The sequence below is a fragment of the Streptomyces sp. NBC_01498 genome (genome assembly GCF_036327775.1).
Taxonomy (GTDB): Bacteria; Actinomycetota; Actinomycetes; order Streptomycetales; family Streptomycetaceae; genus Streptomyces.
Genome location: NZ_CP109598.1, coordinates 4775784 through 4797822, shown reverse-complemented (window position 1 = coordinate 4797822; position 22039 = coordinate 4775784). Strand labels below are relative to the sequence as shown.

Genomic DNA, 22039 nt, shown 5'->3' with positions numbered 1-22039 from the left:
TGCCTCCGTCGTCATGCGAAGAGTCGTCGCCAAGTCTCGGGGCCGGGGTACCCGTCGGCGGCGCTGCCGCGCCAGCCCTGCGCCCGTTGGAAGTCCTCGACGTTGCGCCGGTCGGCCTCGCCCCACGCGGGACCGGGGCCGGACGCGTAGTGGCGGCCGTAACCGCGCCGGACGAGCCGCTCGCCGAGCTGGGTGACGTACGCCCCGGACCGGCCGGGCCGGAACCGGTCCGCTCCGGGGTACGCCGGGCGCGCGCCCGTCCCGCCGCTTCCGGCCGTTCCCGCTGTCCCGCCGGTTCCGGCCGTTCCCGCCGCTGGGATGTCCTTGCCGAGCCCGCCGGTCAGCAGGCGCCAGGTGTCCGGCCCCGGCAGCCCGTCCGCCTGCGCGCCCCGCCAGCCCTGCGCGCGCTGGAACGCCTCGGTGGCACGCCGGTCGGACTCGCCCCACCGGGGCCCCGGCGCCGCCGCGTAGAAGCGCGCCCCGCCGCGGGCGGCGAGCATCTCGGCGAGCCGGGTGACATGCGCGTTGTCGGCGCCGGGCCCGAAGGACTTCGCACCGGGGAAGACCGTCGGCGTAGGGGCGCCGGGGCTGTCCGGGGCTTCGGGAGTGCTCGGGCCCTCCGGCACTTGGGGGGTGTCCGGAGCCTCGGGGGTGTCCGGGCTCTCCGGCGCTTCGGGGGTGCCCGTGTCCGGGGTGCTGCCGCCGCTGCCGCCGGTCACGCCCTTGTAGCGGTAGGCGAGGTAACGGTCCGAGTTCTTCCAGTACGCCATGGGCGTCGCCCGCGCCCGCGTCACCGGCTTGGTCTGCTCGTACGCGAGGTAGTGGCTGTGCGTGTCGTCGGTCCAGCCGCCGAAGATCGTCACGTGCGACCCCTTCGTGGGGTCGGACGGATTGTGGAAGAGCAGGATGTCGCCGGGCTGGAGGTCCTCCCGGGCGATCCGGTCGGCGAACCGGGACAGGCTTCCCGTCCACTCGTTGCCGTCCAGGTGCCAGGCCATGGAGACGTAGCCCGAGCAGTCCTGGCGGTAGCCGTCGGACCAGTACCGCGTCATGGAGTAGGGGACCCCGGCGTCGACCCACAGCTTGGCGCGGCTGATGATCTCGGCGCGTGTGATGCCGCGCGCCGGGTCGGCCGGGGTGTCGGGTGACGGCCCGGCCGACGGGGACCCGTACAGCGGGCCGCTCCCGCCCTGCGGAGTCGCCGGGTCCGGTTCGGCGGCCGACGGCCCGTCGGCCGGCGCCGGGTCCGGTCCGGTGACGGCCGGTTCGTCCGCCCGCGCCGTTCCCCGCGCGGCACCGGCGCTGTCCGCGTCCGCCTCGCCGGCACTGGCGCCCGTGACGCCGAGGGCGACCCCGGCGGCGGTGACGAGGACGAGGGCGCGGCGCGCGCCCCGGGCGGCGGGGTGTCCGCCCGCGCGCGGGGACAGTCCCTGGGCGAGCAGGCGGCGCCGTTCGGCGCAGCCGCCGCAGGGGCAGTCGCAAGCGGGTTCGTAATCCTCGAAGACAGGTACGGTCATGCGATCCCCTCCACGCTCGACAGGGTGCTGCGCGCTGGTGCGCGAGGCCGGGGACGGACCATCCCGACGCATGACATTTTGCGGGACCAAAGGGAAAAAACGACCATCCGACAGGCCGCAAGCGCTCATCAAATGGTTCGGAGCACCCCGGCGAGTCGGGTAGAGTTCTCCAGGTCAGCAGGCGCCGCTAGCTCAGTTGGTTAGAGCAGCTGACTCTTAATCAGCGGGTCCGGGGTTCGAGTCCCTGGCGGCGCACGCGCAACTGAGGCCCTCTCGCATCACGCGAGGGGGCCTCAGTCGTTCCCGATACTTCTCGACGCACGCCACGCTCGCCTCTACCGACGCACGCCACGCTCGCTTCCCCCGACGCACGCCACGTTCGCCTCCCCCGGTGTACGCCACGCGCTCTCCGCGCACACCGTGTGCGCTCCCGGCGCACGCCGCGTGCGAGGCGGCCTTCGCGGCAACTTCACAGTCCGGCCACAGCATCCCTCTCCAGCACCCCCCAATGGGGGCATATGACACGCAAGTAGTATGTTTCACTCTTGCGATCAAGGCTGGGGTCGTAGAACCTATCCTGAAGCCGACGGGCCCAAGGCAGCGCGCGTTGAATGCAGTTGGGGCAGCTGAAGAGTTTGCTCCGGTTTGCAGACCGAGCGGGGCGGGGTCCCGTTCACGCGCGGATGCCGCGAACGGCATCATGCAACCGGAAGGTCCCGACGCGTGTCTGTACTGACGGCACGCGAGCCCGGACGAACCGACCGACCAATCACGCGGCGAGCACGCGTGCGGGGAGATGACTGATGACGTCGACGCCGAGCGGCGAGCGGCCGGACAACGACGTGTCCCGGACCACTCAGCTCCGGATTCCCTCGCAGCTCAGGACCGGCGGCCCCCGGGCCCGCGCGCCCAAGAAGGAACTGCCCAAGTACGACTACGAGCACTACAGCCGGCTCGCCGGGCCGCTCACCCAGCCGTCCCCGGACAAGCCGTACAAGGTGCAGTACCGCTCGCTGCTCTCCCAGGAGCCGCACCGCATCCGGGCCGCCCTGCTGCTCGGCGCCGCCCCGCTGCTCTCCCTCGGACTCTTCGCCTGGCTGATGCAGCCCCAGCACTGGACCGAGCGCGACCCGAACCTCAAGAACGACACGCTGCTCGTCCTCGACATCGTCATGCTCGTCTCGATCGGACTGATCGAGCTGTTCCGGACGATGAACGTGCTGTCCAACGCGCACGCCACGCTCGTGGCGCGCGACCCCGTGCCCGTCGTCCCGGCGAGCGGCACCCGCGTCGCCTTCCTCACCTCCTTCGTCCCGGGGAAGGAGCCCCTGGAGATGGTGACGAAGACGCTGGAGGCGGCGGTCCGGATCCGGCACCGCGGACTGATGCACGTCTGGCTCCTCGACGAGGGCGACGACCCCGCCGTCAAGGAGGTCTGCGCCCGGCTCGGTGTGCACCACTTCTCCCGCAAGGGAATCGCGAAGTGGAACCAGGCCAAGGGCGCGCACCGCGCCAAGACCAAGCACGGCAACTACAACGCCTGGCTCGACGCCCACGGCGACGACTACGACTTCTTCGCCTCCGTCGACACCGACCACATCCCCATGGCCAACTACCTGGAGCGGATGCTCGGTTACTTCCGGGACCCGGACGTCGGCTTCGTCATCGGCCCGCAGGTCTACGGCAACTACGACACGTTCGTCACGAAGGCCGCCGAGTCGCAGCAGTTCCTCTTCCACGCCCTGATCCAGCGGGCGGGCAACCGCTACGGCTCGCCCATGTTCGTCGGCACCAGCAACGCCGTACGCATCTCGGCGCTCAAGCAGATCGGCGGACTGTACGACTCGATCACCGAGGACATGGCGACGGGCTTCGAGATGCACCGCGCCCGCAACCCCGGAACGGGCAACAAGTGGCGCTCGGTCTACACCCCCGACGTGCTCGCCGTCGGTGAGGGCCCGACCGCCTGGACGGACTTCTTCACCCAGCAGCTGCGCTGGTCGCGGGGCACGTACGAGACGATCCTCAAGCAGTACTGGAGGGGCTTCGGCACCCTGCCGCCCGGCAAGCTCTTCAACTACACGATGATGATCATCTTCTACCCGATGTCGGCGCTCAACTGGATCCTGGCGGCGCTGAGTTGCGCGCTGTTCCTGGGCATGGGCGCCTCGGGTGTGCAGATCGACCCGGCGATCTGGATGATGCTGTACGGCAACGCCTCCGCCCTCCAGATCGGCCTCTACATCTGGAACCGGCGGCACAACGTCTCGCCGCACGAGCCCGAGGGGTCCGGCGGTCTCGCCGGTATGGCGATGTCCGCGCTCTCCGCGCCGATCTACGCGCGCTCGCTGCTCGACGCCGTACTGCGCCGCAAGAGCGGCTTCGTCGTGACGCCCAAGGGCGACTCGTCCAGCCCGGACACGCTGTTCGGGACGTTCCGGATCCATCTGTTCTTCATTCTCGTCTTCGCCGGGTCGCTGGTCTCGTCCTTCTTCCTGGGGCACGACCATCCGGCGATGATCACCTGGGCGACGCTGGCGATGCTGATCACGGCGTCCCCGATCATCGTGTGGCGGATGGGGATCCGGGCCGAGAAGAAGAAGCGGGGCAAGCGCGGCAGGCACGGCGGCCGGGCCGACACCCCGCCCGCCGCCGCCTCGCGGGCGCCGCAGGTCCCGGGGGCCGACCGGACCGCTCAGCTCCCGGGCGCCGGACCGGACCCGCACACCCCGGAGCGGACACCCTCCGGGCCCGTCGACCAGACCATACAGATTTCCCTTGGGGGACCTAAGCAATGAGTGCGCTTCCCGTCCGGCCGAACCACCGCAGGAACCGCGCCCGCCGGCTGGCGATAGGCGCGGCGGTGGTCGTCGTGGTGGCCGGGATGAACGGGCCGGCGATGTGGCGGTTCGGTTCGGAGCAGTACCACGAGTACAAGATCAACCGGCCCGAGTACAAGGCCGCGAACGGTCACTGGGACTTTCTCGACATCCCCGCGAAATTCAAGATCAATTCAATTCACGCGTCGCTGCTGCACACCGGCAAAGTGCTGCTGATAGCCGGGTCTGGCAACAATCAGCGGAACTTCGACGCCAACAAGTTCGAGTCCGTTCTCTGGGACCCGGCGACGAACGACTACAAGCTGATACCGACGCCGAAGGACATGTTCTGCTCCGGGCACACCCAACTGCCCGACGGAAAGCTCCTGGTGGCGGGCGGTACGAAGCGGTACGAGAAGCTCAAGGGCGACATCACCAAGGCCGGCGGCCTGATGGTGGTCCACAACGAGGACCCCGACAAGCCGATGACGCTGCCGGCGGGCACGATGTTCACCGGCAAGAAGAACGGCAAGACCTTCGAGTCCAAGGACCCGGTCCTGGTCGAGAAGGCGAAGAAGATATTCGACCCGGTGACCGGCGCCTTCCAGCGGACCGAGCCGGGCCTCGGCCGTATCTACGTCGAGGCCCGGAAGTCCGGGAAGAAGTACGAGACCGGCACCGAGGACAACTACCGGGTGCAGGGCATGAAGGGCGCCGACGCCCGCAATGTCTACGGCATCGCGCAGAAACTCGCCCTCGACAAGAAGGATTTCCAGGGCATCAAGGACGCCTTCGAGTTCGACCCGGTCGCCGAGAAGTACATCAAGGTCGACCCGATGAACGAGGCCCGCTGGTATCCGACGCTCACGACGCTGGAGGACGGCAAGGTCCTCGCGCTGTCGGGCCTGGACGAGATCGGCCAGATCGTCCCCGGCAAGGACGAGGTCTACGACCCGGAGACCAAGGAGTGGGAGTACACCGGCATCATCCGGAAGTTCCCCACCTACCCGGCGCTCTTCCTGATGGACAACGGCAAGCTGTTCTACAGCGGCTCCAACGCCGGTTACGGCCCCGCCGACGTGGGCCGTGAGCCCGGTGTCTGGGACCTGGACACCAACAAGTTCCAGAAGATCCCCGGGCTGGGCGACTCGGGGATGATGGAGACGTCGGCGACCGTCATGCTGCCGCCCGCGCAGGACCAGAGGTTCATGGTCATCGGCGGCGGCGGGGTCGGCGAGTCCGAGAGGTCCAGCGAGAAGTCCCGGCTGGTCGACCTCAAGGAGAAGAAGCCGAAGTTCACGGACGGCGCCACGCTCGACAAGGGCACCCGCTACCCCAGCGCGTCGCTGATGCCGGACGACACGGTCCTGGTGACCGGCGGCTCCGAGGACTACCGGGGCCGGGGCGGCTCGGACATCCTCGAAGCCCGGATGTACGACCCGAGGACGGGCGAGTACCGGCGCGTCGCCGACCCCCAGGTCGGCCGCAACTACCACTCGGGCTCGCTCCTGCTGCCCGACGGCCGCGTCATGATCTTCGGCTCCGACTCGCTCTACGCCGACAAGGCCAACACCAAGCCGGGCGTCTTCGAGCAGCGGATCGAGATCTACACCCCGCCGTATCTCTTCCGGGACCCCAAGCCCACGCTGGGCGGCGGGCCGGAGCGGATCAAGCGCGGCGGCTCGGGGGTCTTCACCACGAAGGACCCGTCGTCCCTGAAGACCGCGCGGCTGATGCGGCCGAGTGCCGTCACCCATGTCACGGATGTCGAACAGCGGTCGGTCGAGCTGGACATGAAGGCGACGGACGGCGGGATCGAGGTGACCGTGCCGAAGAACCGGGCACTGGTGCCGGCCGGCTGGTACATGCTCTTCGTGACGGACGCCGAGGGGACCCCGTCGGAGGGCGTCTGGGTCGAGGTGCCGTAGCGGCCGGTGCCGGTGCCGCAGACCGGGGTGGGTGAGTCCGTACGCGTACGGACTCACCCACCCCGCGCCGACTCACCCCGCGCTAGGTGGCGTTGCGGGCCAGTTCCAGGGCGTACTCCGGATACCACTCGCCCGCCTTGGGGCCGCCCTTGCAGTCGCCGTCCGACTCGCCGGGGCGCTTGATCCACAGATACGCCTTCACCAGCGGGTCACCCGTCTTGACGGTCGGCGGCTCGCCCAGCGCGCGGCCGGGCGGGTTGCACCAGTTCTCGCTCGGATCGCCGCCCGTGTAGGGGCCGTTGCCGTTCCGGCTGGTGTCGATCACGAACGGTTTGTTCCCGACCTTCGCCGACAGCTTCTTGCCGAACTCCTGGCTCACATCGGTCGGGAAGAAGTTCGAGACGTTGACGGAGAAGCCGTCGGCCGCGTCGATGCCCGCCCGCCGGAGCGGCTCGAAGAGCGTGTCGGGCGACTGCCAGCCCGCGTTCCCCGCGTCGAGGTAGACCGTGGTGGCGGGCTGTTGCTTGAGCCGTTCGACGGCCCCCTTCAGCAGGTCGTACCGCTCCTCGTGGAACTCCTGGGGCGTGCACCCGTCCACCAGGTGCAGCACCGCGTCCGGTTCCAGCACGACCGTGGCCCGCCGGTCGCCGATGCCCTTGGCGACCTGGTCGACCCAGCCCCGGTACGCGTCACCGTCGGCGGCGCCGCCCTTCGAGAACTGCCCGCAGTCGCGGTGCGGGACGTTGTAGAGGACCAGCAGGGCCTCCCGGTCGACCTCGGCGGCGGCCTCCGTGTAACCACGGGCCTGCTCCTCCGCGTTCTCCGGGCCGATCCACTCGCCCACGGGCTGAGCGGCGATCTTCTCGATCAGCGCGGCGTTGCCGTCGTCGCCGTCGCCCGTGTACTCCACGACCTGCTCGGCCGCGTTCCCGTCGGGGTTGACCCAGTACGGGTCGATCGCCTTCGGCTGCTGGCGCGCGGCCGTGTCCTTCCCGGCCTTGTCCTCGCTGTCGGAGGAGCAGCCCGCGAGAAGCAGTGCCGCCCCCGTGGCGGCGGCGCACGCCGTCACTCTCAGACCGCGACCGGAATTACTGCCGTACATCCACTCCCCCTCGGTGCCCGTTCGTCAAAGCCGCCCCCCAGGCGCCCCGTTCCTGTCCCGGGCGGTGCCCGCCTGCCCCGGCAGGACCGGTCGAATCCATCCTGGCACACGGGCCCCGGCCGGAACCGCGCCGCTCGTGATCGTGCGCGAGCTGTGGCCGCGGGGGCGCGGGCCGGGCCGGATCAGCCATCCCGGCGGGCCTCTTCCACAGCGGTGAGGTACGCCGAGACGACCACGTTCGCCGTGTACGTCCGGCTCTCCCGGTCGAAGGTCCCGCCGCAGGTGATCAGCCGCAGCTCGGCGCGGTCCGGCAGATGGGGGCCGTACACCTTCCGCGCGTCGAAACGCTCGCGCGAGTGGACCCGTACGTCGTCGACGGTGAACTCCGCGACCGAGCCGTCGGATCGGGTGACGCGGATCTTCTCGCCGGGGCGGGTCGCGCTCAGGTCGTAGAAGACCGCCCGCCCGGTGCGGGTGTCCACATGGCCGACGAAGAGCGCGGTGCCCCGGGCACCGGGGCGGACCCCGCCGCTGTACCAGCCGACGACTCCCGGGCGATCGTACGCGGGCGGATCGACCGCCCCGGTCACGTCCAGGCCGCGCGGGACGACCGGTGCCGCCACGCCCACGGACGGCACGTCCACCCGGCGCGGCTCGGCGGGCTCACCGCCCTCGCGGGCGGCCGGGGGCCGCCGCTCCATCGGGCGGCCGACGGCGGCGACGTCACCGGTCATGGGCGCGGAGGTACCGGCGAAACCGTCGGCTCCCCAGCCCCAGAGGCCGAGCAGCAGCGCGGCCCAGGCCACCCCGGCCAGCAGCCGGCCCGGCCCGGCCGGGTGTTCGGTGCGCGGCGTCTGCTCGGCCATCCCTGTCCACCCGGCCGTCTCAGTCGGAGTCCCGCGCGGCGGAACGCTTCCGGCGCACACTGCGGACGGCCACCGCCACGGCGGCGACCCCGGCCAGGACCAGACCGATCACGGTGTGCGGAAGCCCGGGGCCCGCCTCGTCGGCGGCCACGGCGGTGACCGTCCGACCGCCGCCACCGGCACGCACCGGGGCGACGGGGGACGCCTGCGGCTCACCGGAGCCGGAGTCGGCGTTGGCATCGGAGCCGGAATCCGAGTCAGCATCGGTGTCGGTGTCGGCCCGGGGCGCGGCCCCGGAACGGTCGCGGGACGCGTCGGGCCTGTCGCCAGGCCGGTCGGGCTTGGCCTCGGGCCGGTCCTCGGGCCGGTCCTCGGGCCGGTCCTCGGGCCGGTCCTCGGCCTTCGGCCTGGGCCTGTCCCGAGGCTCGGGCCTGCCCGTGGACTTCTCCCCCGCCTCGCGTGTCTCGCGCCCGGCGTCGGACTTCCCGGGCTTGGCGGACTTGGCGGACGCCTTCGGCTCGGCCTCCGGCTTCGGCGTCTGCGACGGCTTCTCCGACGTGGTCGGCCGGGTCGGCCGGGTCGGCGTGACGGTGGCACTCGGCCGGGCCTTCGGGTCGCGGGCCACCTCGAAGACGACCGCGCGCCGGTGCTCGTGTCCGTCGCACCAGATGTCGACCGCGTACGTCCCCTCCTTGGCCGACGACTTGACCTTCGCCTCGCCGGTCAGCGTCGCCTTGACCGTGCGGTCACGCGCGCCCACGAGCTCGGAGTCCGCGACCAGCACGCCGGACCGGGCCGCCGCCCCGCGCGGGTTCTCGCACCCGGCGACATCGATCCGCACCTCCCCGCCGGGACGCACGGCGGACGGCGTGACGGCCGCGTTCACGGAGTCGTGGGCATCAGCGGCGGTGGTACCGAGAACGGGTACCGCCACCATGGCGGCCACCAGTCCGGCGGCACGGAGAGTGAGCAAACCTGAACGCATCGCGAACCTCCCTGACAGGGGAAGCCTCACGCGTCCGACCGGATCCCGCATCCGCAGCGAACCCCGCGAAGTCCGCCGGACCTCTGCGACCTGCGCGTATCCGCCCCGATCCGGTCAGATCAGCTCCACCAGATCGGCGATGGAGTCAACGATCGTCGAGGGCCGGAACGGATACCGGTCGACTCGGCCGACCGGGCGAACCCGGCCACCGTCCACTTTTCTAGCGGGGTGGGATCTGCTCAAAATGATGGGCGGCCTTCAGTATCAGGTCCCTGGCGGCCTTTCCGTAGACTGCCGATCTCTTCAGAGATGTGAAAGCCTTCCCGTAGAGCTCGATCTCACGAGGCTGAGTCACCGAGAATTCGGCAGAGTAAGTTTCGACAAGCACAATCTTGTTGTCGAACATCGAAAAAGAATTGCCCGGCCAAATGTGCAAGGGCGCCGACCGCGGAACGAATCCCAAGCTGAGCCGCGGGAGCCCTATCACCGCCAGGAGACGGTCCAACTGTCCCCTCATCACCTCCGATCCTCCGAAGTTGGAGTAAAGAGCCTGCTCGGCGAGCAGTACGTTGAAGATGCGGTCGCCCTGGGTCAGGTACTTCTGCCGTTCGAGCCTCTTTGCCGTGGCCGCTTCAGCATCATCCGGAATTTCAAAGAAGTCGACAACCTGCCTGAACGTCTCCGCAGCGTATTCCGCAGTCTGAAGCGTGCCCCAAATCAGCGTCGGATGCCAGATCCGGAAGACCCTGGTCCTGGAGTAGAGCGGAAGGGCCTTGGCCTGACGCTTCTCCGCTCCCTTCGCAAGCTGTCGGCGCCACTCCAACCACAGTTCGTCGATGTGCCGGACGGTGGCAACCAGGTCGGCGGTCAGGTTCTGGGTATGCGTCTTCTCGCACCAGGTGCGGATGTCATCTTCGCTTGCAGCCTGCCGACCGTTCTCGATCCGGGAGACTTTCGACTCCTGCCACCCGGTAGCCGCAGCGAATGCCCGGCCGCTGGAGAATCCCGCGTCCTTACGGAATCCCCGCAGCCGGGCACCCAAAGCCGTCCGCGCTTCCTGCGCTTGACTATTCACCGATGGGTCAGGGCTTGTACTCGGCATGATGAACGGCGGAGGACCAGAGTAGATCCCGCACTCGGACGCAGTCGGCCACGATGTCGGGATCTTCGATCAGTTCGGACCCGAGGACGCGGCCTTCCTGGTCGAAATGCCCGACGGCCAGGAGGTTGTCATCAAACAGCCACCAGTCATTGCCGGAGACCGGGAAGACGATTCCGTCCGGAAGTTGATGCCGAGGGAACCACCTGATGTCTTCACCGGCCGCCAGGTTCAGATGAGTGAGTGAGTTCTCCCACTTCACATACTGGGAGTGGGGCTCGGTGATCACGCGTACGCGTCGCACCGTCTTGCCGTCACCAGTCACCCGCTTCATGAGCGCCATCCACGGGTCAAGCCATCGGTAGTCGTCCGGCTCGCCCCTCCGCCATCGGGCGTAGGGGGTGTCCTCGACAGGCGATCCGTAGTTGTCCCTCAATTCAAGATGGAAGGCGCTGCGCTCGAAACTGTCGAACAGCTCGTCACGCCGGCCGCTGGTGATCAGGTCCACCGTTCTCCTCCAGTAGGGCCGTGATCGAGGACATCGGTACCTCGACGCAGTCCTCGTAGTCAGGCACGCGCATCTGGCTCAGGGCTTCGGCGTCCCGCATCTCCGGACCTTGCCGGCTTTCCGCCCGATGCCCGTCACGAGCGAAGGCGTCTCGATCACGTACGAGGACGGGCCGTGGGCGAAGTACTGCACCATCAACGGAGTCTTCCCCCACATCTTCGAAGGTGCCGGCCCCACCGAAGGTCCCACTCGCGAAGGTTGGGACACAGAAGTCGCCTCGGCCTTCGATCTGATCCAGGAGATCAGTCCCGATCTCCGGCGCATGGTCGACCTGTTGGTCACCGATCTGGTGATCGTCGATTCGGGCGCCGACGGCGGCGGCTCCGCCTCGCGCCTCCCCGGCACGGTGGTCATGAGCCCCGGAGCAGACTGGGCGACGCTCGACTACGCCATGTGCCTGGTGCACGAGGGCATGCACCTGAACCTCTTCGTCGCCGACAAGGTGAACGGGATGTTCGGCCTCACGTCCAGCGCCCTGGAAGCGGATGAGTACCGTGCGCTGTCGGCCGTGAAGATCGGGCAGCGCCGTCCGCTCGACAAGGCGTTTCACGCCGCAGTGGTCACGGTCCCCCTCATGTTCATGCAGGACCAGCAGGGCGTCACGACCCTGGTCGACCTCTACAGCGAGTCCCTGCGGGACGCCTGCGAAGACCTGAAGAGGCAGCGCCCGCACTTCAACGAGTACGGGCGGATACTCCTCGACGAGCTGTGCGACTTCGGGGAGGACATCAACTTCGATCTCGTGGCCCGCGCGATCTCCAGCCCGGAGTACGCGGGATACCGACCGAACATTGCCGCCTGACGAGCTACGGCTCGAACAGGATTCCCGCCTCCCGTGCAAGGCCCAGGGCCAGTTCCACCGCTCCTGGGCCCTGCACGGTTGCGCCCTTGAGGCTCGCGGCGCCGCCGACGTCGACAAGCGTGCTGTTCTCGAACCGGACCGCACCTACCTGAACGTTGGCGAATTGCGCTCCCGTGAGGTCGCAATTTTCGAACCGCACATTGTGCAGGTGCGTCGACTGAAAATCAGCGCCAACCATTTTGCAGTCGGCGAACACCACACTGAACATCTTCATATGCCTGAGCATTGCGGGGGCGATGACGCAGTTGTCGAACCGTACGTCCCGGAACGTTCCGGACTTCCATGTCGAGCCCGTCATTCGACTTCCGCCCACGGTGCAGCGAATGAGTGACACGTCTTGCGTGTCGACCTCGGCGAAGTCGCACGTGGTGAACTGCGAGTCGCTGAACTGACTCCTGAGCAGGCGCGTTCCCGTGAAGCGCGAGTTCTCGAAGACGCACCCTTCGGCTTCGAGAGCCTCAGCCTCCAGGCCGACGAAGGGCGTTCCGTCGTACCTGACCCCTTTGATGACGGAATCGTCTTCGAGGTCATCGCCCGGCATTTCCGCCGGTCGAATCGACAGCGTCGGTTTCGGGGGCGTGGGATTCTTGATTCGCGTGATCCTGCTGCCTTGCCGAGCGACTTGAGCCATGTCAGAAGAATCCACTTCTCGGAGGGATTGAGCCTACCCGTCACCCGTTCGGAACATGCTGCCCGACGGCAGGAAGGCTCCGATCCTACCGGCAGAAACCTTCCCGATTTGTCGAGTCGAACTTCGCGAAAGATGACTTTCGAAATCGATCGATTCGTGGGCCAGACACCTTCAGTGGACCAAATCGGGCCGACTGCTCGATGTCGATCGCCGAGACGACCTGCACGCGGGAGCAGTGGCTGGTATTGCAGCGAGAACCTCGCCGGTCTCGCTGAGTCGTCGTGATCAACGTCATGTCCGATGGGAACCCGCCCATCGGGCGCCGGGAATCGAACACCCGTCGGCGGTAGTGTCTACGGCGAGCGCAGCCGCCTCGAACGACCGCTTCCCGCAGGAGAGACCCCATGGCAGACCGCAAGCCCATCGAGTCGTGGCTGACCGACATGGACGGCGTCCTGCTTCACGAGGGTGTGCCGATTCCCGGGGCGGAGGACTTTCTCAAACGGCTCAAGGAGTCCGGGAAGCCCTTCCTCGTCCTCACCAACAACTCGATCTATACCCAGCGCGACCTGCACGCCCGACTGCGTCGCATGGGGCTGGACGTGCCGGTGGAGAACATCTGGACCTCCGCTCTCGCCACCGCACAGTTCCTCAACGACCAGCGCCCCGGCGGCACCGCCTACGTCATCGGCGAGGCTGGTCTGACGACCGCCCTGCACGAGATCGGGTACGTCCTGACGGACACCGAGCCCGACTTCGTGATTCTCGGCGAGACCCGGACCTACTCGTTCGAGGCCATGACGAAGGCGGTGCGGCTCATCAACAACGGGGCCCGCTTCATCGCCACGAACCCCGACGAGACCGGCCCTTCCACCGAGGGCGCACTTCCGGCCACGGGGGCCGTCGCGGCGCTGATCACCGCGGCGACGGGAAAGAAGCCGTACTTCGTCGGCAAGCCGAACCCGCTGATGATGCGGGCCGGCCTGAACGCGATCGGGGCCCACTCGGAGACGTCGGCCATGATCGGCGACCGTATGGACACGGATGTGCTCGCGGGCCTGGAGGCCGGTATGCAGACCTTCCTCGTCCTGACCGGAGTCACTCAGCCGGGCGAGATGGACCGCTTCCCGTATGGGCCGTCGAAGGTCGTGGACTCGATCGCCGACCTGATCGGCTACGTCTGATCAACGCCTCAGCAGTGGCGACGACGGGCCCGGCCGGTACGTCGTCGGCCGGGCCCGGGGCGGCAACAAGGCGGCCGGGGCCGTTCAGTTGCCGGTGGCGTCCTTCCAGGAGTCGATGTAGCCGTCGAGGCTGGGCTCTATGCGCTGCCAGTTGGGCTCGAAGAGCTGGATGCCGTCCATCAGCCCGGCCAGTTCGATGGCGTTCTCGTCCGTGGGCCTGACGTCCGTGCGCGCGGGGAAGCCGCCGCCGATGCCGCTGACCTGCTTCTGCGCCTTCTCGGTGAGCATGTGGTCGAGCAGCTTCTTGCCGTTCTCGCTGTGCGGGGCGCCCTCGGCGAGCCCGGCGCCGTAGTACATGGCGAACGTGGTCGGCTCGCCGCCCTCCCGCGCCGGGAACCAGATTCCCAGGTTGGGCAGGGACTTGGACTGCTCGAAGTTCGTCTGCACGTCGCCGTTGGCCACCAGGATCTCGCCCTTGTCGACCTTGGCCGCGAGCTTGAAGGTGGAGGGCGTGGGGCCGATGTTGTTCTTTTCGAGCTTCCGGAGATAGTCCATCGCCGGCTTCTCGCCGCCGAAGTCCTCCATGGCCTTGATGAGGAGACCCGTGCCGTCGCCCGCGACCCCGGGGGTGGAGTACTGGAGCTTGCCCTCGTACTTGGGGTCCAGCAGTTCCTCCCAGGTGACCGGAGGGTCCTTCAATTCCTTCGTGTTGTACACGAACCCGAAGTAGTTGTTGACGACGGACACCCACCGGTCCCGCGTCGACTTGCCCGAACCGTGCACCCGCTCCGAGCCCTTGGGCTCGTACGGCGCCAACAGGCCCAGTCTCTCCGCGTGTTGGATGTACGGCGGCAGAGCGATGATGACGTCCGCGCGGGGGTTGTCCTTCTCCCCGGCGGCGCGGTCCACCATCTCGCCGGAACCGCCCTCCGCGTATGTCACCTTGATCCCGGTCTCCTTCTCGAAGTCCGCGAACACCTGGTCGTACCAGCCGTCGTTCTTGACCCCCTTGAGGCCGTCGGCGCTGTAGACGGTGACGACCGGCGCCTCGGAGGCGCCCGAACCTCCGCCGCATCCGGCGAGCGAGGCGGTGAGAACGAGGGCGCCGAGGCCGCCGACGACGGCGGTGAACGGCGTACGACGCAGAGCGAAGGTGCTGCCGGGTCTGACGGGGCGGGAGTTGCTGGGCATGACGGCTCGGTATCTCCTAGCGGACGGTGGCTCGGGGCGGGGCCGGGCGACGTCCCGTACCGCTGTGCACCGACACGCCCGCTCACCACCCGTAGATCGCCTAGGGACCCGCGGAAATGGCGATGTCGCTTCGTTCAGGCCCAGGACGACCATGAGGGTACCGCCCGCCGGGCACTCCGGCGGCGCTCACGCATGGATCGGACGGCGTTCAGGGGCGGTTGCGCAGGTGACGGGCGCGGAGGAGCAGGGCGGCACCGGAGAACAGGAGCGCGGCGGCGGCGATCGCGGGGCCGGCGACGGAACGTGCGGAGCGTCCACCGGTGTCGGCGAGGGAGCCGATACCGGGGGGGAGCGAAGTGTCCTCGCGGTGACCGGAGTTGGGGGTGGAGGTGAGGGTGGGGGCGGGGGTGCGGCCCGCGCCGGAGGCGCTGGAGTCCTCCGTGCGCTCGGTGCTTTCGGTGCTTTCGGTGCTTTCGAGGGGCGTACGGGCGGGGGCGGGGGTACGGGGGCCGTCACCGCTTCCGGGGTCCGGGTCCGGCTCCGGGACCTGGTCCTGGCTCTGCTGCCGGTCCCGGCCCCGGTTTCCCGCCGCGTCGTCCACGGAGAAGCGGTACGCGTTCGACTCCCCCACCCAGTCGCCGTCACCGCCGCGCCGCTGCACCGTCGCCGCGTTCGCCACGACCGTGTTGGCCTCGGCGGCATCCGTGAACGCCAGCCGCACCCGTACGGTGACGGTCCCCCGGGCCGGTACCGCGAAGCCCGCGAAGTCGCCTTCCAGGACGCCGATCGTCTCGTGCTCGTCCGACGTCTCCAGGGACATGGCCCGCCACCGGCCCTTGTCGTCGGTGAGCTGGAGCCGGACCTGGGCGTCGGTGAGGGACCGGTGCCGGTCGGCGAGAACGATGACCGGGTGGATGTTGTGGCACGTCTCGCCGGTGCCGTTGACGAGATCGACGGACCAGGTGCCCGGCCCTCCGCCGGCGACGTACGCGCCGGGGCCGTCGTGGATGCGCGCCCGGAGGGGGAAGTCCCGCTCGGACACCTTGCCGCAGGTCGGCTGCCGGTCGGCTCCGGGGCCGCGCCCCGGCCCGTCGCCCGCTCCCGCATCCGCCACAGCGGCGTTCGCCGTCGGCGCGGGCAGCGAGGCGGGCACGATCGTGCCGGTGGTCACCCCGACGGCGCCGGCGGCTCCGAGGACTCCGGTGACGAGGGCGGGGCGCAGTCGCGTGGTTCGCATGAGGGGGCCTTTGCCGATGCGGAGAGACGGGGCGACAGGGCGGGGAGAGGGGACAGGGGAAGCCCCGACGCTGCCACGGGCCGGCCGCCCGGCACGGGAGCCACGTCCATCCAGGGTCGGAAAATCGTACGAATACGCCCCAACGGCCCCGCCTGCCCGTGCCCGCGCCCAAGTCCGAGCCCCCGTCCGCGCCCCGGCGCCTGCCTCCACCCCGTCTCACCGCGCTACCGCCCCGGCAGCCCCCGCCCGAAGACCCGCGCGTGCCCGAACACGGGCGCGAGCACCAGCTGCGCCGCGCCCTCGGCGACCGGGTGCGTGCCGCAGTCGGCCGGTACCACCGGGACGAACGGCCCGCGCGCACGCTCTTCGAGTACGGCTCCGACTCCCGTGACGAACTGTTCCCGGGCGGCGGCCACGGCGCGCCCCCCGAGCAGCACCCGGTCGATGTCGAGCAGCCCGACGAGATTGGCCGCCCCGGCGCCCAGTACCCGCGCCGCCTCCGCCAGGTCGCCGCGCGCGACGGCCGCCAGACAGAGCGCCTCGATACAGCCTCGGTTGCCGCAGTCGCACGGCGGTCCGTCGAGCTGGATGACCTGGTGCCCGAACTCGCCCGCGCCGGTGCGCTCGCCCCGGTAGAGCGCGCCGCCCAGCACCAGTCCGGCGCCCAGGCCCGTACCGAGGTGGAGGTACGCGAACGAGTCGCCGGGCGCGCGCAGTGCGAGGCCGAGGGCGGCGGCGTTGGTGTCCTTGTCGAGGACGACGGGCAGGCCGAGGCGGGCGGCGAGCGCGTCGCGCAGCGGGAAGCCGTCCCACTTCGGGAAGCCGGTGACCCGCTGGAGAACACCGGTGGTGTGGTCGAGCGGGCCCGGCATGGCGACGCCGACGCCCAGCAGCCGGCCGGGCGCGGCGGCCGGCGAGCGGCCGGGCGAGGGGTCCGGGCTCCCGGCGGGTCCGGTGCCGGGATCGTTCGGACGGAGAGCCGCCGCATCCACCCGTACCGACTCGACCTGTTCGGCCGCCGTCCCGACGACCTCCGCCGCACCGGCGCCCAGGTCGAACGGCACCGTGCGCGAGGCGACCGTGGTGCCCGCGAGGTCGACCACGACGGCGGTCAGTTCGTCGCGGTCCAGATGGAGTCCGACGGCGTGCGCGGCGGCGGGAACGAGACGGAGCACGGTCCGGGGCTTGCCACCGGTCGACGCCCGCTGCCCGGCCCCGGCCGCCAGGCCCTCCGCGCGCAGTCTGGCCGTGATCTTGCTGACCGCCTGCGGGGTGAGGCCGGTGGACTCGGCGAGTTCCAGCCGGCTGATGCCGCCCTCCCCCGCCGTACGGAGCAGGTCGAGGACCAGGGCGGAGTTGTGGCTGCGCAGGGACGGCAGATTCGCACCGGCTCCCGCCGGCCCCTGACCCGTGCCCGCACCTGTAGCCGCGCCCGTACCCGCACCCGCACCCGCGCGGACGCCCGCCGGTACGGACCGGGCCGACTCCCCGGCCACGACGCCACGCCCCTCACCCGGTACGTCGCCATATCCGTACCCCTTGCCGTCGCCGCTGCCACGACCGCCGTGCTGCCCGCCACCGTTGTTCACCCGGTCATTGTCCCGCGCGCTTGCACTATGGCAACACCGTTGCTTAAGTGGCACGCATGACCTCCACCGGTACCCCTCCTCTGCGCGTCGCACTCGTGGGCTACGGCCTCGCGGGCTCCGTCTTCCACGCCCCGCTGATCTCGGCGACCCGGGATCTCGTCCTGGACACCGTCGTGACCTCGAACCCCGAGCGCCAGGAGCAGGCGCGCACCGAGTTCCCCGACGTCCGCTTCGCGGCCTCGCCCGACGAGTTGTGGGCGCGGGCCGGCCAGCTGGACCTGGTCGTGATCGCGTCGCCGAACAAGACGCATGTCCCGATCGCCACGGCCGCGCTGACGGCGGGGCTGCCGGTCGTCGTGGACAAGCCGATCGCCGGGACCGCCGCCGAGGCGCGCGCTCTGGCCGCGCTCGCCGAGGAGCGGGGTCTGCTGCTCTCCGTCTTCCAGAACCGCCGCTGGGACAACGACTTCCTCACTCTCGCCCGCCTCGTCAAGGAAGGCCGGCTCGGCGACGTCCAGCGCTTCGAGTCACGCTTCGAGCGGTGGCGGCCGGAGACCAAGGGCGGCTGGCGGGAGTCGGGAGCGCCGGAAGAGATCGGAGGACTGCTGTACGACCTGGGCAGCCATGTCGTGGACCAGGCGCTGGTGCTCTTCGGTCCGGCGGCGTCCGTGTACGCGGAGTCCGACGTACGCAGGCCCGGTGCCGCCGCCGACGACGACACCTTCGTCGCGATCACCCACACCGGCGGTGTCCGCTCGCATCTTTACGTCAGCGCCACGACGGCCCAACTCGGGCCGCGCTTCCGGGTGCTGGGCTCGAAGGCGGGCTACGTGAAGTACGGCCTGGACCCGCAGGAGGCCGACCTGCGCGACGGCAGGCGCCCCAACACCCCGAAGACGGAGGGGAACTGGGGCACGGAGCCCGAGGCGCTGTGGGGCCGGCTCGGCTCGGGCGAGTCGCCCGCGACGGGCGGCGGCCACCCGGTGGAGAGCGTGCCCGGCGACTACCCCGCGTTCTACGCGTCCGTCGCGCGGGCCCTCCGGGAAGGCACGGCGCCGCCGGTGAGCGCGCACGAGGCAGCCGCCACGCTGGATGTGCTGGAGGCGGCCCGCTGCTCCGCCCGCGAGGGCGTCACGGTCACCATCGGGGCGTCGTCATGACCGGGTCCGAGGGCCGCGACTTCCCCACGGTGGCCGAACTGGAGGCGCAGGAGCGGCGGTTGGTGCTGCCCCGCTTCACCTACGACGACGCGTGGGAGCTCGGGAGCCTGCTCGTCCAGCTCTCGCGCGAGCGCGGCGCGCCGGTGGCGATAGACATCCGGCGTGGCGCCCAGCAGCTGTTCCACTGCGCGCTGCCGGGTTCGTCGGCGGACAACGACGCCTGGATCGACCGCAAGCGCCGGGTGGTGGAGCGTTACGGCGCGAGTTCGTTCCTGGTCGGTACGCGCTGCCGCGCCAAGGGCACCACGTTCGAGGACTCCGCGCGCCTGGACCCGGACCGGTACGCGGCGCACGGCGGTTCGTTCCCGATCGCCGTGGAGGGCGCGGGAGTTGTCGGCTCGGTGACGGTCTCGGGCCTGCCGCAGGAGGAGGACCACGCCCTGGTGGTGCAGGCCCTGGAGCGGTTGCTGAGCCGGACACAGGAGGACGCCGCACAACGGTGAAGCCTGGTGCACCGGCACGCCCGGCCTCGTTGAAGCCACCTGCACCGGCCGCGCATTGACGCTCCGTCAGGTCCTGCCGTCAGCCTTGTCGCCAAGTCCCGCCGTCAGGTCTTGATCTCGCGGAACCCCGGCACGCTCGCCACCAGGAGCGTGCCCTCCCACAGTCGCAACGCGTCGTCCTCACCGGGCACTCGGGTGAGGACGGGCCCGAAGAACGCGTGCCGCCGCCCGTCCGGACGGGTGACGGCCAGGACGGGTGTACCCACCTCGCCGGCGACCAGGCTCATGGCTTCCCCGTGCGAGGCGCGCAGCGCCGTGTCGTGGTCGGTGGTGTGCCCGGCGGCGGCCAGGGACTTCGGGAGCCCGGCCGCCTCCAGGCCCTCGGCGAGGTCGCCGACCCACTCGCGCCGCCCGCCCCCCGGCGCGGTCCACAGGGCGTCGTACAGCTCGCTGAGGGCCTTGTGCCCGTACGCGTTCCGTACGGCGACGCAGACCCGGGCGGGAATCCAGAGGTAGCCGTGTTCGTCGCCCTCGGGGTCGACGTCCCTGCCTTCGTTCAGGACGGACAGGCTCATCACGCGCCACCGGATGTCGACGGGGCGCCGGGCGGCGACGGTGACGAGCCAGTCCGCGGTGACACGGCTGAGGGGGCAGGCGGGGTCGAACCAGAGGTCGACGGTCCACCGGCCGGTGGCCGGCGGGGAAGGCCCGGCGTGCGGCGGCCCGTTCGACAACGCGTCGGACATCACGACGCCTCATGCCTCTCGTCGGTCGGGCCCCGCCGACTACCCCGTTCCGCAAGGCGAGTCACGCCCCCGGCATCCCCTCTCCCGCCACCCGACTCCCGCCTCCCGTACGTCACGCGTCCTGGAACACCTGACGCTGCCGCCCGAGCCCGCTGATCTCCAGCTCGACGACGTCCCCGGCCCGCAGATACGGCTTCGGCTCCGGCTGCCCGAGCGCCACACCCGCCGGCGTACCGGTGTTGATGACGTCGCCCGGGTAGAGCGTCATGAACTGGCTGACGTAGCGCACCACTTCGGCCACCGGGAAGATCTGCTCGGCCGTCGTGCCGTCCTGCTTCCGCTCGCCGTTGACGGACAGCGTGAGCGACAGCGCCTGCGGGTCCGGCACCTCGTCGGCCGTCACGAGCCACGGGCCGAACGGGTTGAACGTCTCGCAGTTCTTGCCCTTGTCCCACTGGCCGCCGCGCTCGATCTGGAACGCGCGCTCGGACACGTCGTGCGAGACGGCGTAGCCCGCGACGTGCGCCAGCGCCTCCTCGTGGGAGGCGAGGTAGCGGGCGGTACGGCCGATGACGACGGCCAGTTCGACCTCCCAGTCCGTCTTGACGCTCGTGCGCGGGACGAGAACGGTGTCCTCCGGGCCGACCACCGTGTCCGCCGCCTTGAAGAAGATGATCGGCTCGGTCGGGATGTCCGCCCCGGTCTCGCGCGCGTGGTCGTGGTAGTTCAGCCCGATGCACACGATCTTGCCGATCCGGGCGACCGGCGGGCCGGTGCGCAGTCCGGCCGTGTCCAGGACGGGCAGGTCACCGGAGGCGGCGGCGGCCCGTACCCGGTCCAGCGCGGCGTCGTCGGCGAGCAGCGCGCCGTCGATGTCCGGGACCAGGCCGGACAGGTCCCGCAGGGTCCCGTCCTGGTCGAGCAGCGCCGGGCGCTCCGCACCCGCCGTACCGACACGCAGCAGCTTCATGGTCTGTTTTCTCCCTCTGGTCGCGCTCCGGTCGAGCGGATCGACCTGGTCGAGCGGGGGCCGCCGACGGTCGCGGCCGTCGGCGGGTCGCGGCCGTCGGCGGACTGGCCGATCCTCCAAGACATCCGATCACTCCGCAAGACCCCGTTCATCCTCTGGACCGGGCGCCCCACGCCGACCGGGCGGCTCCTCGCCGGACCGGACGGCGCCTCGCGGACGACCCGACTCGTCAGGTGACGGGCGCCAGCGCCCCGGCGGCCGGGGCGTCCCGGTACAGGAAGTAGCGTTCGACGGCGCTCCAGGTGGTGCTGGTCACGACGTACAGCGCGGCGGCCAGCGGCACCACGCCCACCGTGAGGAGCGTCGCGAAGGAGAGCAGCGGCATCAGCTTGGTCATCGCGCCCATGCCGGGTACCGGCTGTCCGCCCGCGCCGGCCGCCGGTGTCGGCATGGCGGCCATCTGCTGCTTCGCACGCCGGTAGTTGAAGGTGGCGACGGCCAGCACGATCGCGAAGAGCGCGACGTACACCAGCCCCGCCCCGCCGAAGATCCCGCCGTCCGCGAGGGCGTCCTTCCAGCGGTCGCCGAGGGGCGCGGCGCCCAGGGAGTGGCCGAGGAGGCTGTTGGGTTCGCCGCCGATCCGCCGGCTGGAGAACAGGTGGTACATCAGGAAGAACGCGGGCAGCTGGAGCAGGCTCGGCAGGCAGCCCGAGAGCGGTGAGACCTGCTCCTTCTGGTGCAGTTCGATGATCGCCTTCTGGAGGCGGTCGGGGTTCTTGGCGTGCTTCTTGCGCAGGTCGGCGATCTGCGGCGAGAGCCGGGTGCGGGCCTTCTGGCCCCGGGCCGCCGCGCGGGAGAGCGGGTGGACGGCGAGCCGTACGCAGGCGGTGAACAGGATGATCGCCGCGGCGGTCGCGCCGCCGTGGAACAGCGGCTGGAGCAGGTCGGCGAGGTGCCCGACCAGGGTGGCGAAGCCGGACAGGAAGACGGACATGGGTGAGCCCTCCGGGGGTCTCGTCGTGCCGGATGGGAGGCGCGGCGCCGGTGGTTCGGCGCGGCGCGGCTCGGCATGACGGTCCGCG

Annotated in this window: 19 protein-coding genes and 1 tRNA gene; 7 read left to right on the top strand and 13 right to left on the bottom strand. The window is 70.2% G+C overall.

Features of this window, described 5'->3' with window-relative positions; all coding sequences use genetic code 11:
* Positions 1–11 precede the first annotated feature (11 nt).
* Positions 12–1517 (bottom strand): peptidoglycan-binding protein, encoded by a 1506-nt coding sequence (locus tag OG875_RS20535; RefSeq protein WP_330175677.1) that lies wholly within the window; start codon positions 1515–1517, stop codon positions 12–14.
* Positions 1518–1698: 181 nt separating this feature from the next.
* Here OG875_RS20535 and OG875_RS20530 point away from each other — a divergent pair.
* The 3 genes from OG875_RS20530 (at position 1699) to OG875_RS20520 (ending at position 6264) form a co-directional block, all read left to right on the top strand.
* A tRNA-Lys gene (locus tag OG875_RS20530) sits at positions 1699–1772 on the top strand.
* Positions 1773–2320: 548 nt separating this feature from the next.
* Positions 2321–4315, top strand: a complete 1995-nt coding sequence (locus OG875_RS20525; RefSeq protein WP_330175676.1) for a glycosyltransferase family 2 protein — start codon at positions 2321–2323, stop codon at positions 4313–4315.
* Positions 4312–6264: a kelch motif-containing protein gene (locus tag OG875_RS20520; RefSeq protein ID WP_330175675.1), complete on the top strand. Its 1953-nt coding sequence runs from the start codon at positions 4312–4314 to the stop codon at positions 6262–6264. Before OG875_RS20525 ends, OG875_RS20520 begins: the two co-directional genes overlap by 4 nt.
* Positions 6265–6346: 82 nt before the next feature.
* Here OG875_RS20520 and OG875_RS20515 read toward each other — a convergent pair whose 3' ends face one another.
* The 5 genes from OG875_RS20515 to OG875_RS20495 form a co-directional block, all read right to left on the bottom strand.
* Complete coding sequence (locus tag OG875_RS20515; protein ID WP_330175674.1) at positions 6347–7366, bottom strand: glycoside hydrolase family 6 protein; 1020 nt, start codon at positions 7364–7366, stop codon at positions 6347–6349.
* 182 nt (positions 7367–7548) lie between these two features.
* Entirely contained in the window at positions 7549–8232 is a 684-nt protein-coding gene (locus OG875_RS20510; protein WP_330175673.1) for a class F sortase, read from the bottom strand.
* 19 nt (positions 8233–8251) lie between these two features.
* Positions 8252–9217 (bottom strand): hypothetical protein, encoded by a 966-nt coding sequence (locus tag OG875_RS20505; RefSeq protein ID WP_330175672.1) that lies wholly within the window; start codon positions 9215–9217, stop codon positions 8252–8254.
* Between the two features lie 220 nt (positions 9218–9437).
* Positions 9438–10259: a helix-turn-helix domain-containing protein gene (locus tag OG875_RS20500; RefSeq protein ID WP_330175671.1), complete on the bottom strand. Its 822-nt coding sequence runs from the start codon at positions 10257–10259 to the stop codon at positions 9438–9440.
* Between the two features lie 40 nt (positions 10260–10299).
* A complete protein-coding gene (locus OG875_RS20495) occupies positions 10300–10824 on the bottom strand; it encodes a DUF6879 family protein (protein WP_330175670.1) in 525 nt (174 codons plus the stop codon).
* Positions 10825–10951: 127 nt separating this feature from the next.
* On the opposite strand from OG875_RS20495, the gene OG875_RS20490 reads away from it, so the two are divergent.
* Positions 10952–11686: an aKG-HExxH-type peptide beta-hydroxylase gene (locus tag OG875_RS20490; protein ID WP_330175669.1), complete on the top strand. Its 735-nt coding sequence runs from the start codon at positions 10952–10954 to the stop codon at positions 11684–11686.
* A 4-nt stretch (positions 11687–11690) separates the two neighbouring features.
* Here the strand turns inward: OG875_RS20490 and OG875_RS20485 are convergent, their stop codons facing one another.
* Positions 11691–12377, bottom strand: a complete 687-nt coding sequence (locus tag OG875_RS20485; protein WP_330175668.1) for a pentapeptide repeat-containing protein — start codon at positions 12375–12377, stop codon at positions 11691–11693.
* A gap of 404 nt (positions 12378–12781) precedes the next feature.
* Here OG875_RS20485 and OG875_RS20480 point away from each other — a divergent pair, with 404 nt between their 5' ends.
* Positions 12782–13561 (top strand): HAD-IIA family hydrolase, encoded by a 780-nt coding sequence (locus OG875_RS20480; protein ID WP_330175667.1) that lies wholly within the window; start codon positions 12782–12784, stop codon positions 13559–13561.
* 84 nt (positions 13562–13645) lie between these two features.
* Here OG875_RS20480 and OG875_RS20475 read toward each other — a convergent pair whose 3' ends face one another.
* From OG875_RS20475 to OG875_RS20465, 3 genes are all read right to left on the bottom strand, one after another.
* Complete coding sequence (locus tag OG875_RS20475; RefSeq protein ID WP_330175666.1) at positions 13646–14752, bottom strand: 2-aminoethylphosphonate ABC transporter substrate-binding protein; 1107 nt, start codon at positions 14750–14752, stop codon at positions 13646–13648.
* A gap of 208 nt (positions 14753–14960) precedes the next feature.
* Complete coding sequence (locus OG875_RS20470) at positions 14961–15989, bottom strand: hypothetical protein (RefSeq protein ID WP_330175665.1); 1029 nt, start codon at positions 15987–15989, stop codon at positions 14961–14963.
* Positions 15990–16213: 224 nt separating this feature from the next.
* On the bottom strand, positions 16214–17485 hold the full coding sequence (locus OG875_RS20465) for an ROK family transcriptional regulator (RefSeq protein ID WP_443079273.1): 1272 nt from the start codon (positions 17483–17485) through the stop codon (positions 16214–16216).
* A gap of 149 nt (positions 17486–17634) precedes the next feature.
* Here OG875_RS20465 and OG875_RS20460 point away from each other — a divergent pair, with 149 nt between their 5' ends.
* Positions 17635–18738: a Gfo/Idh/MocA family oxidoreductase gene (locus OG875_RS20460; protein WP_330175664.1), complete on the top strand. Its 1104-nt coding sequence runs from the start codon at positions 17635–17637 to the stop codon at positions 18736–18738.
* The gene (locus OG875_RS20455; RefSeq protein WP_330175663.1) at positions 18735–19241 is read left to right on the top strand and encodes a heme-degrading domain-containing protein; all 507 of its coding nucleotides are present in this window, start codon (positions 18735–18737) and stop codon (positions 19239–19241) included. The genes OG875_RS20460 and OG875_RS20455 overlap by 4 nt, the downstream gene beginning before the upstream one ends.
* A 104-nt stretch (positions 19242–19345) precedes the next feature.
* On the opposite strand, the gene OG875_RS20450 is transcribed toward OG875_RS20455, so the two are convergent.
* From OG875_RS20450 to OG875_RS20440, 3 genes are all read right to left on the bottom strand, one after another.
* Positions 19346–19987: a mycothiol-dependent nitroreductase Rv2466c family protein gene (locus OG875_RS20450; RefSeq protein WP_330175662.1), complete on the bottom strand. Its 642-nt coding sequence runs from the start codon at positions 19985–19987 to the stop codon at positions 19346–19348.
* A 112-nt stretch (positions 19988–20099) separates the two neighbouring features.
* On the bottom strand, positions 20100–20957 hold the full coding sequence (locus OG875_RS20445) for a fumarylacetoacetate hydrolase family protein (RefSeq protein ID WP_330175661.1): 858 nt from the start codon (positions 20955–20957) through the stop codon (positions 20100–20102).
* Between the two features lie 229 nt (positions 20958–21186).
* On the bottom strand, positions 21187–21951 hold the full coding sequence (locus OG875_RS20440; protein WP_330175660.1) for a YidC/Oxa1 family membrane protein insertase: 765 nt from the start codon (positions 21949–21951) through the stop codon (positions 21187–21189).
* Positions 21952–22039: the final 88 nt, after the last annotated feature.

Excerpts from the sequence above, each read along its gene's own strand:
- OG875_RS20535 (WP_330175677.1), bottom strand. The coding sequence starts at position 1,517 with ATGACCGTACCTGTCTTCGAGGATTACGAACCCGCTTGCGACTGCCCC.
- OG875_RS20525 (WP_330175676.1), top strand. The coding sequence starts at position 2,321 with ATGACGTCGACGCCGAGCGGCGAGCGGCCGGACAACGACGTGTCCCGG.
- OG875_RS20520 (WP_330175675.1), top strand. The coding sequence starts at position 4,312 with ATGAGTGCGCTTCCCGTCCGGCCGAACCACCGCAGGAACCGCGCCCGC.
- OG875_RS20515 (WP_330175674.1), bottom strand. The coding sequence starts at position 7,366 with ATGTACGGCAGTAATTCCGGTCGCGGTCTGAGAGTGACGGCGTGCGCC.
- OG875_RS20510 (WP_330175673.1), bottom strand. The coding sequence starts at position 8,232 with ATGGCCGAGCAGACGCCGCGCACCGAACACCCGGCCGGGCCGGGCCGG.
- OG875_RS20505 (WP_330175672.1), bottom strand. The coding sequence starts at position 9,217 with ATGCGTTCAGGTTTGCTCACTCTCCGTGCCGCCGGACTGGTGGCCGCC.
- OG875_RS20490 (WP_330175669.1), top strand. The coding sequence starts at position 10,952 with ATGCCCGTCACGAGCGAAGGCGTCTCGATCACGTACGAGGACGGGCCG.
- OG875_RS20485 (WP_330175668.1), bottom strand. The coding sequence starts at position 12,377 with ATGGCTCAAGTCGCTCGGCAAGGCAGCAGGATCACGCGAATCAAGAAT.
- OG875_RS20480 (WP_330175667.1), top strand. The coding sequence starts at position 12,782 with ATGGCAGACCGCAAGCCCATCGAGTCGTGGCTGACCGACATGGACGGC.
- OG875_RS20475 (WP_330175666.1), bottom strand. The coding sequence starts at position 14,752 with ATGCCCAGCAACTCCCGCCCCGTCAGACCCGGCAGCACCTTCGCTCTG.
- OG875_RS20470 (WP_330175665.1), bottom strand. The coding sequence starts at position 15,989 with ATGCGAACCACGCGACTGCGCCCCGCCCTCGTCACCGGAGTCCTCGGA.
- OG875_RS20460 (WP_330175664.1), top strand. The coding sequence starts at position 17,635 with ATGACCTCCACCGGTACCCCTCCTCTGCGCGTCGCACTCGTGGGCTAC.
- OG875_RS20455 (WP_330175663.1), top strand. The coding sequence starts at position 18,735 with ATGACCGGGTCCGAGGGCCGCGACTTCCCCACGGTGGCCGAACTGGAG.
- OG875_RS20450 (WP_330175662.1), bottom strand. The coding sequence starts at position 19,987 with ATGTCCGACGCGTTGTCGAACGGGCCGCCGCACGCCGGGCCTTCCCCG.
- OG875_RS20445 (WP_330175661.1), bottom strand. The coding sequence starts at position 20,957 with ATGAAGCTGCTGCGTGTCGGTACGGCGGGTGCGGAGCGCCCGGCGCTG.
- OG875_RS20440 (WP_330175660.1), bottom strand. The coding sequence starts at position 21,951 with ATGTCCGTCTTCCTGTCCGGCTTCGCCACCCTGGTCGGGCACCTCGCC.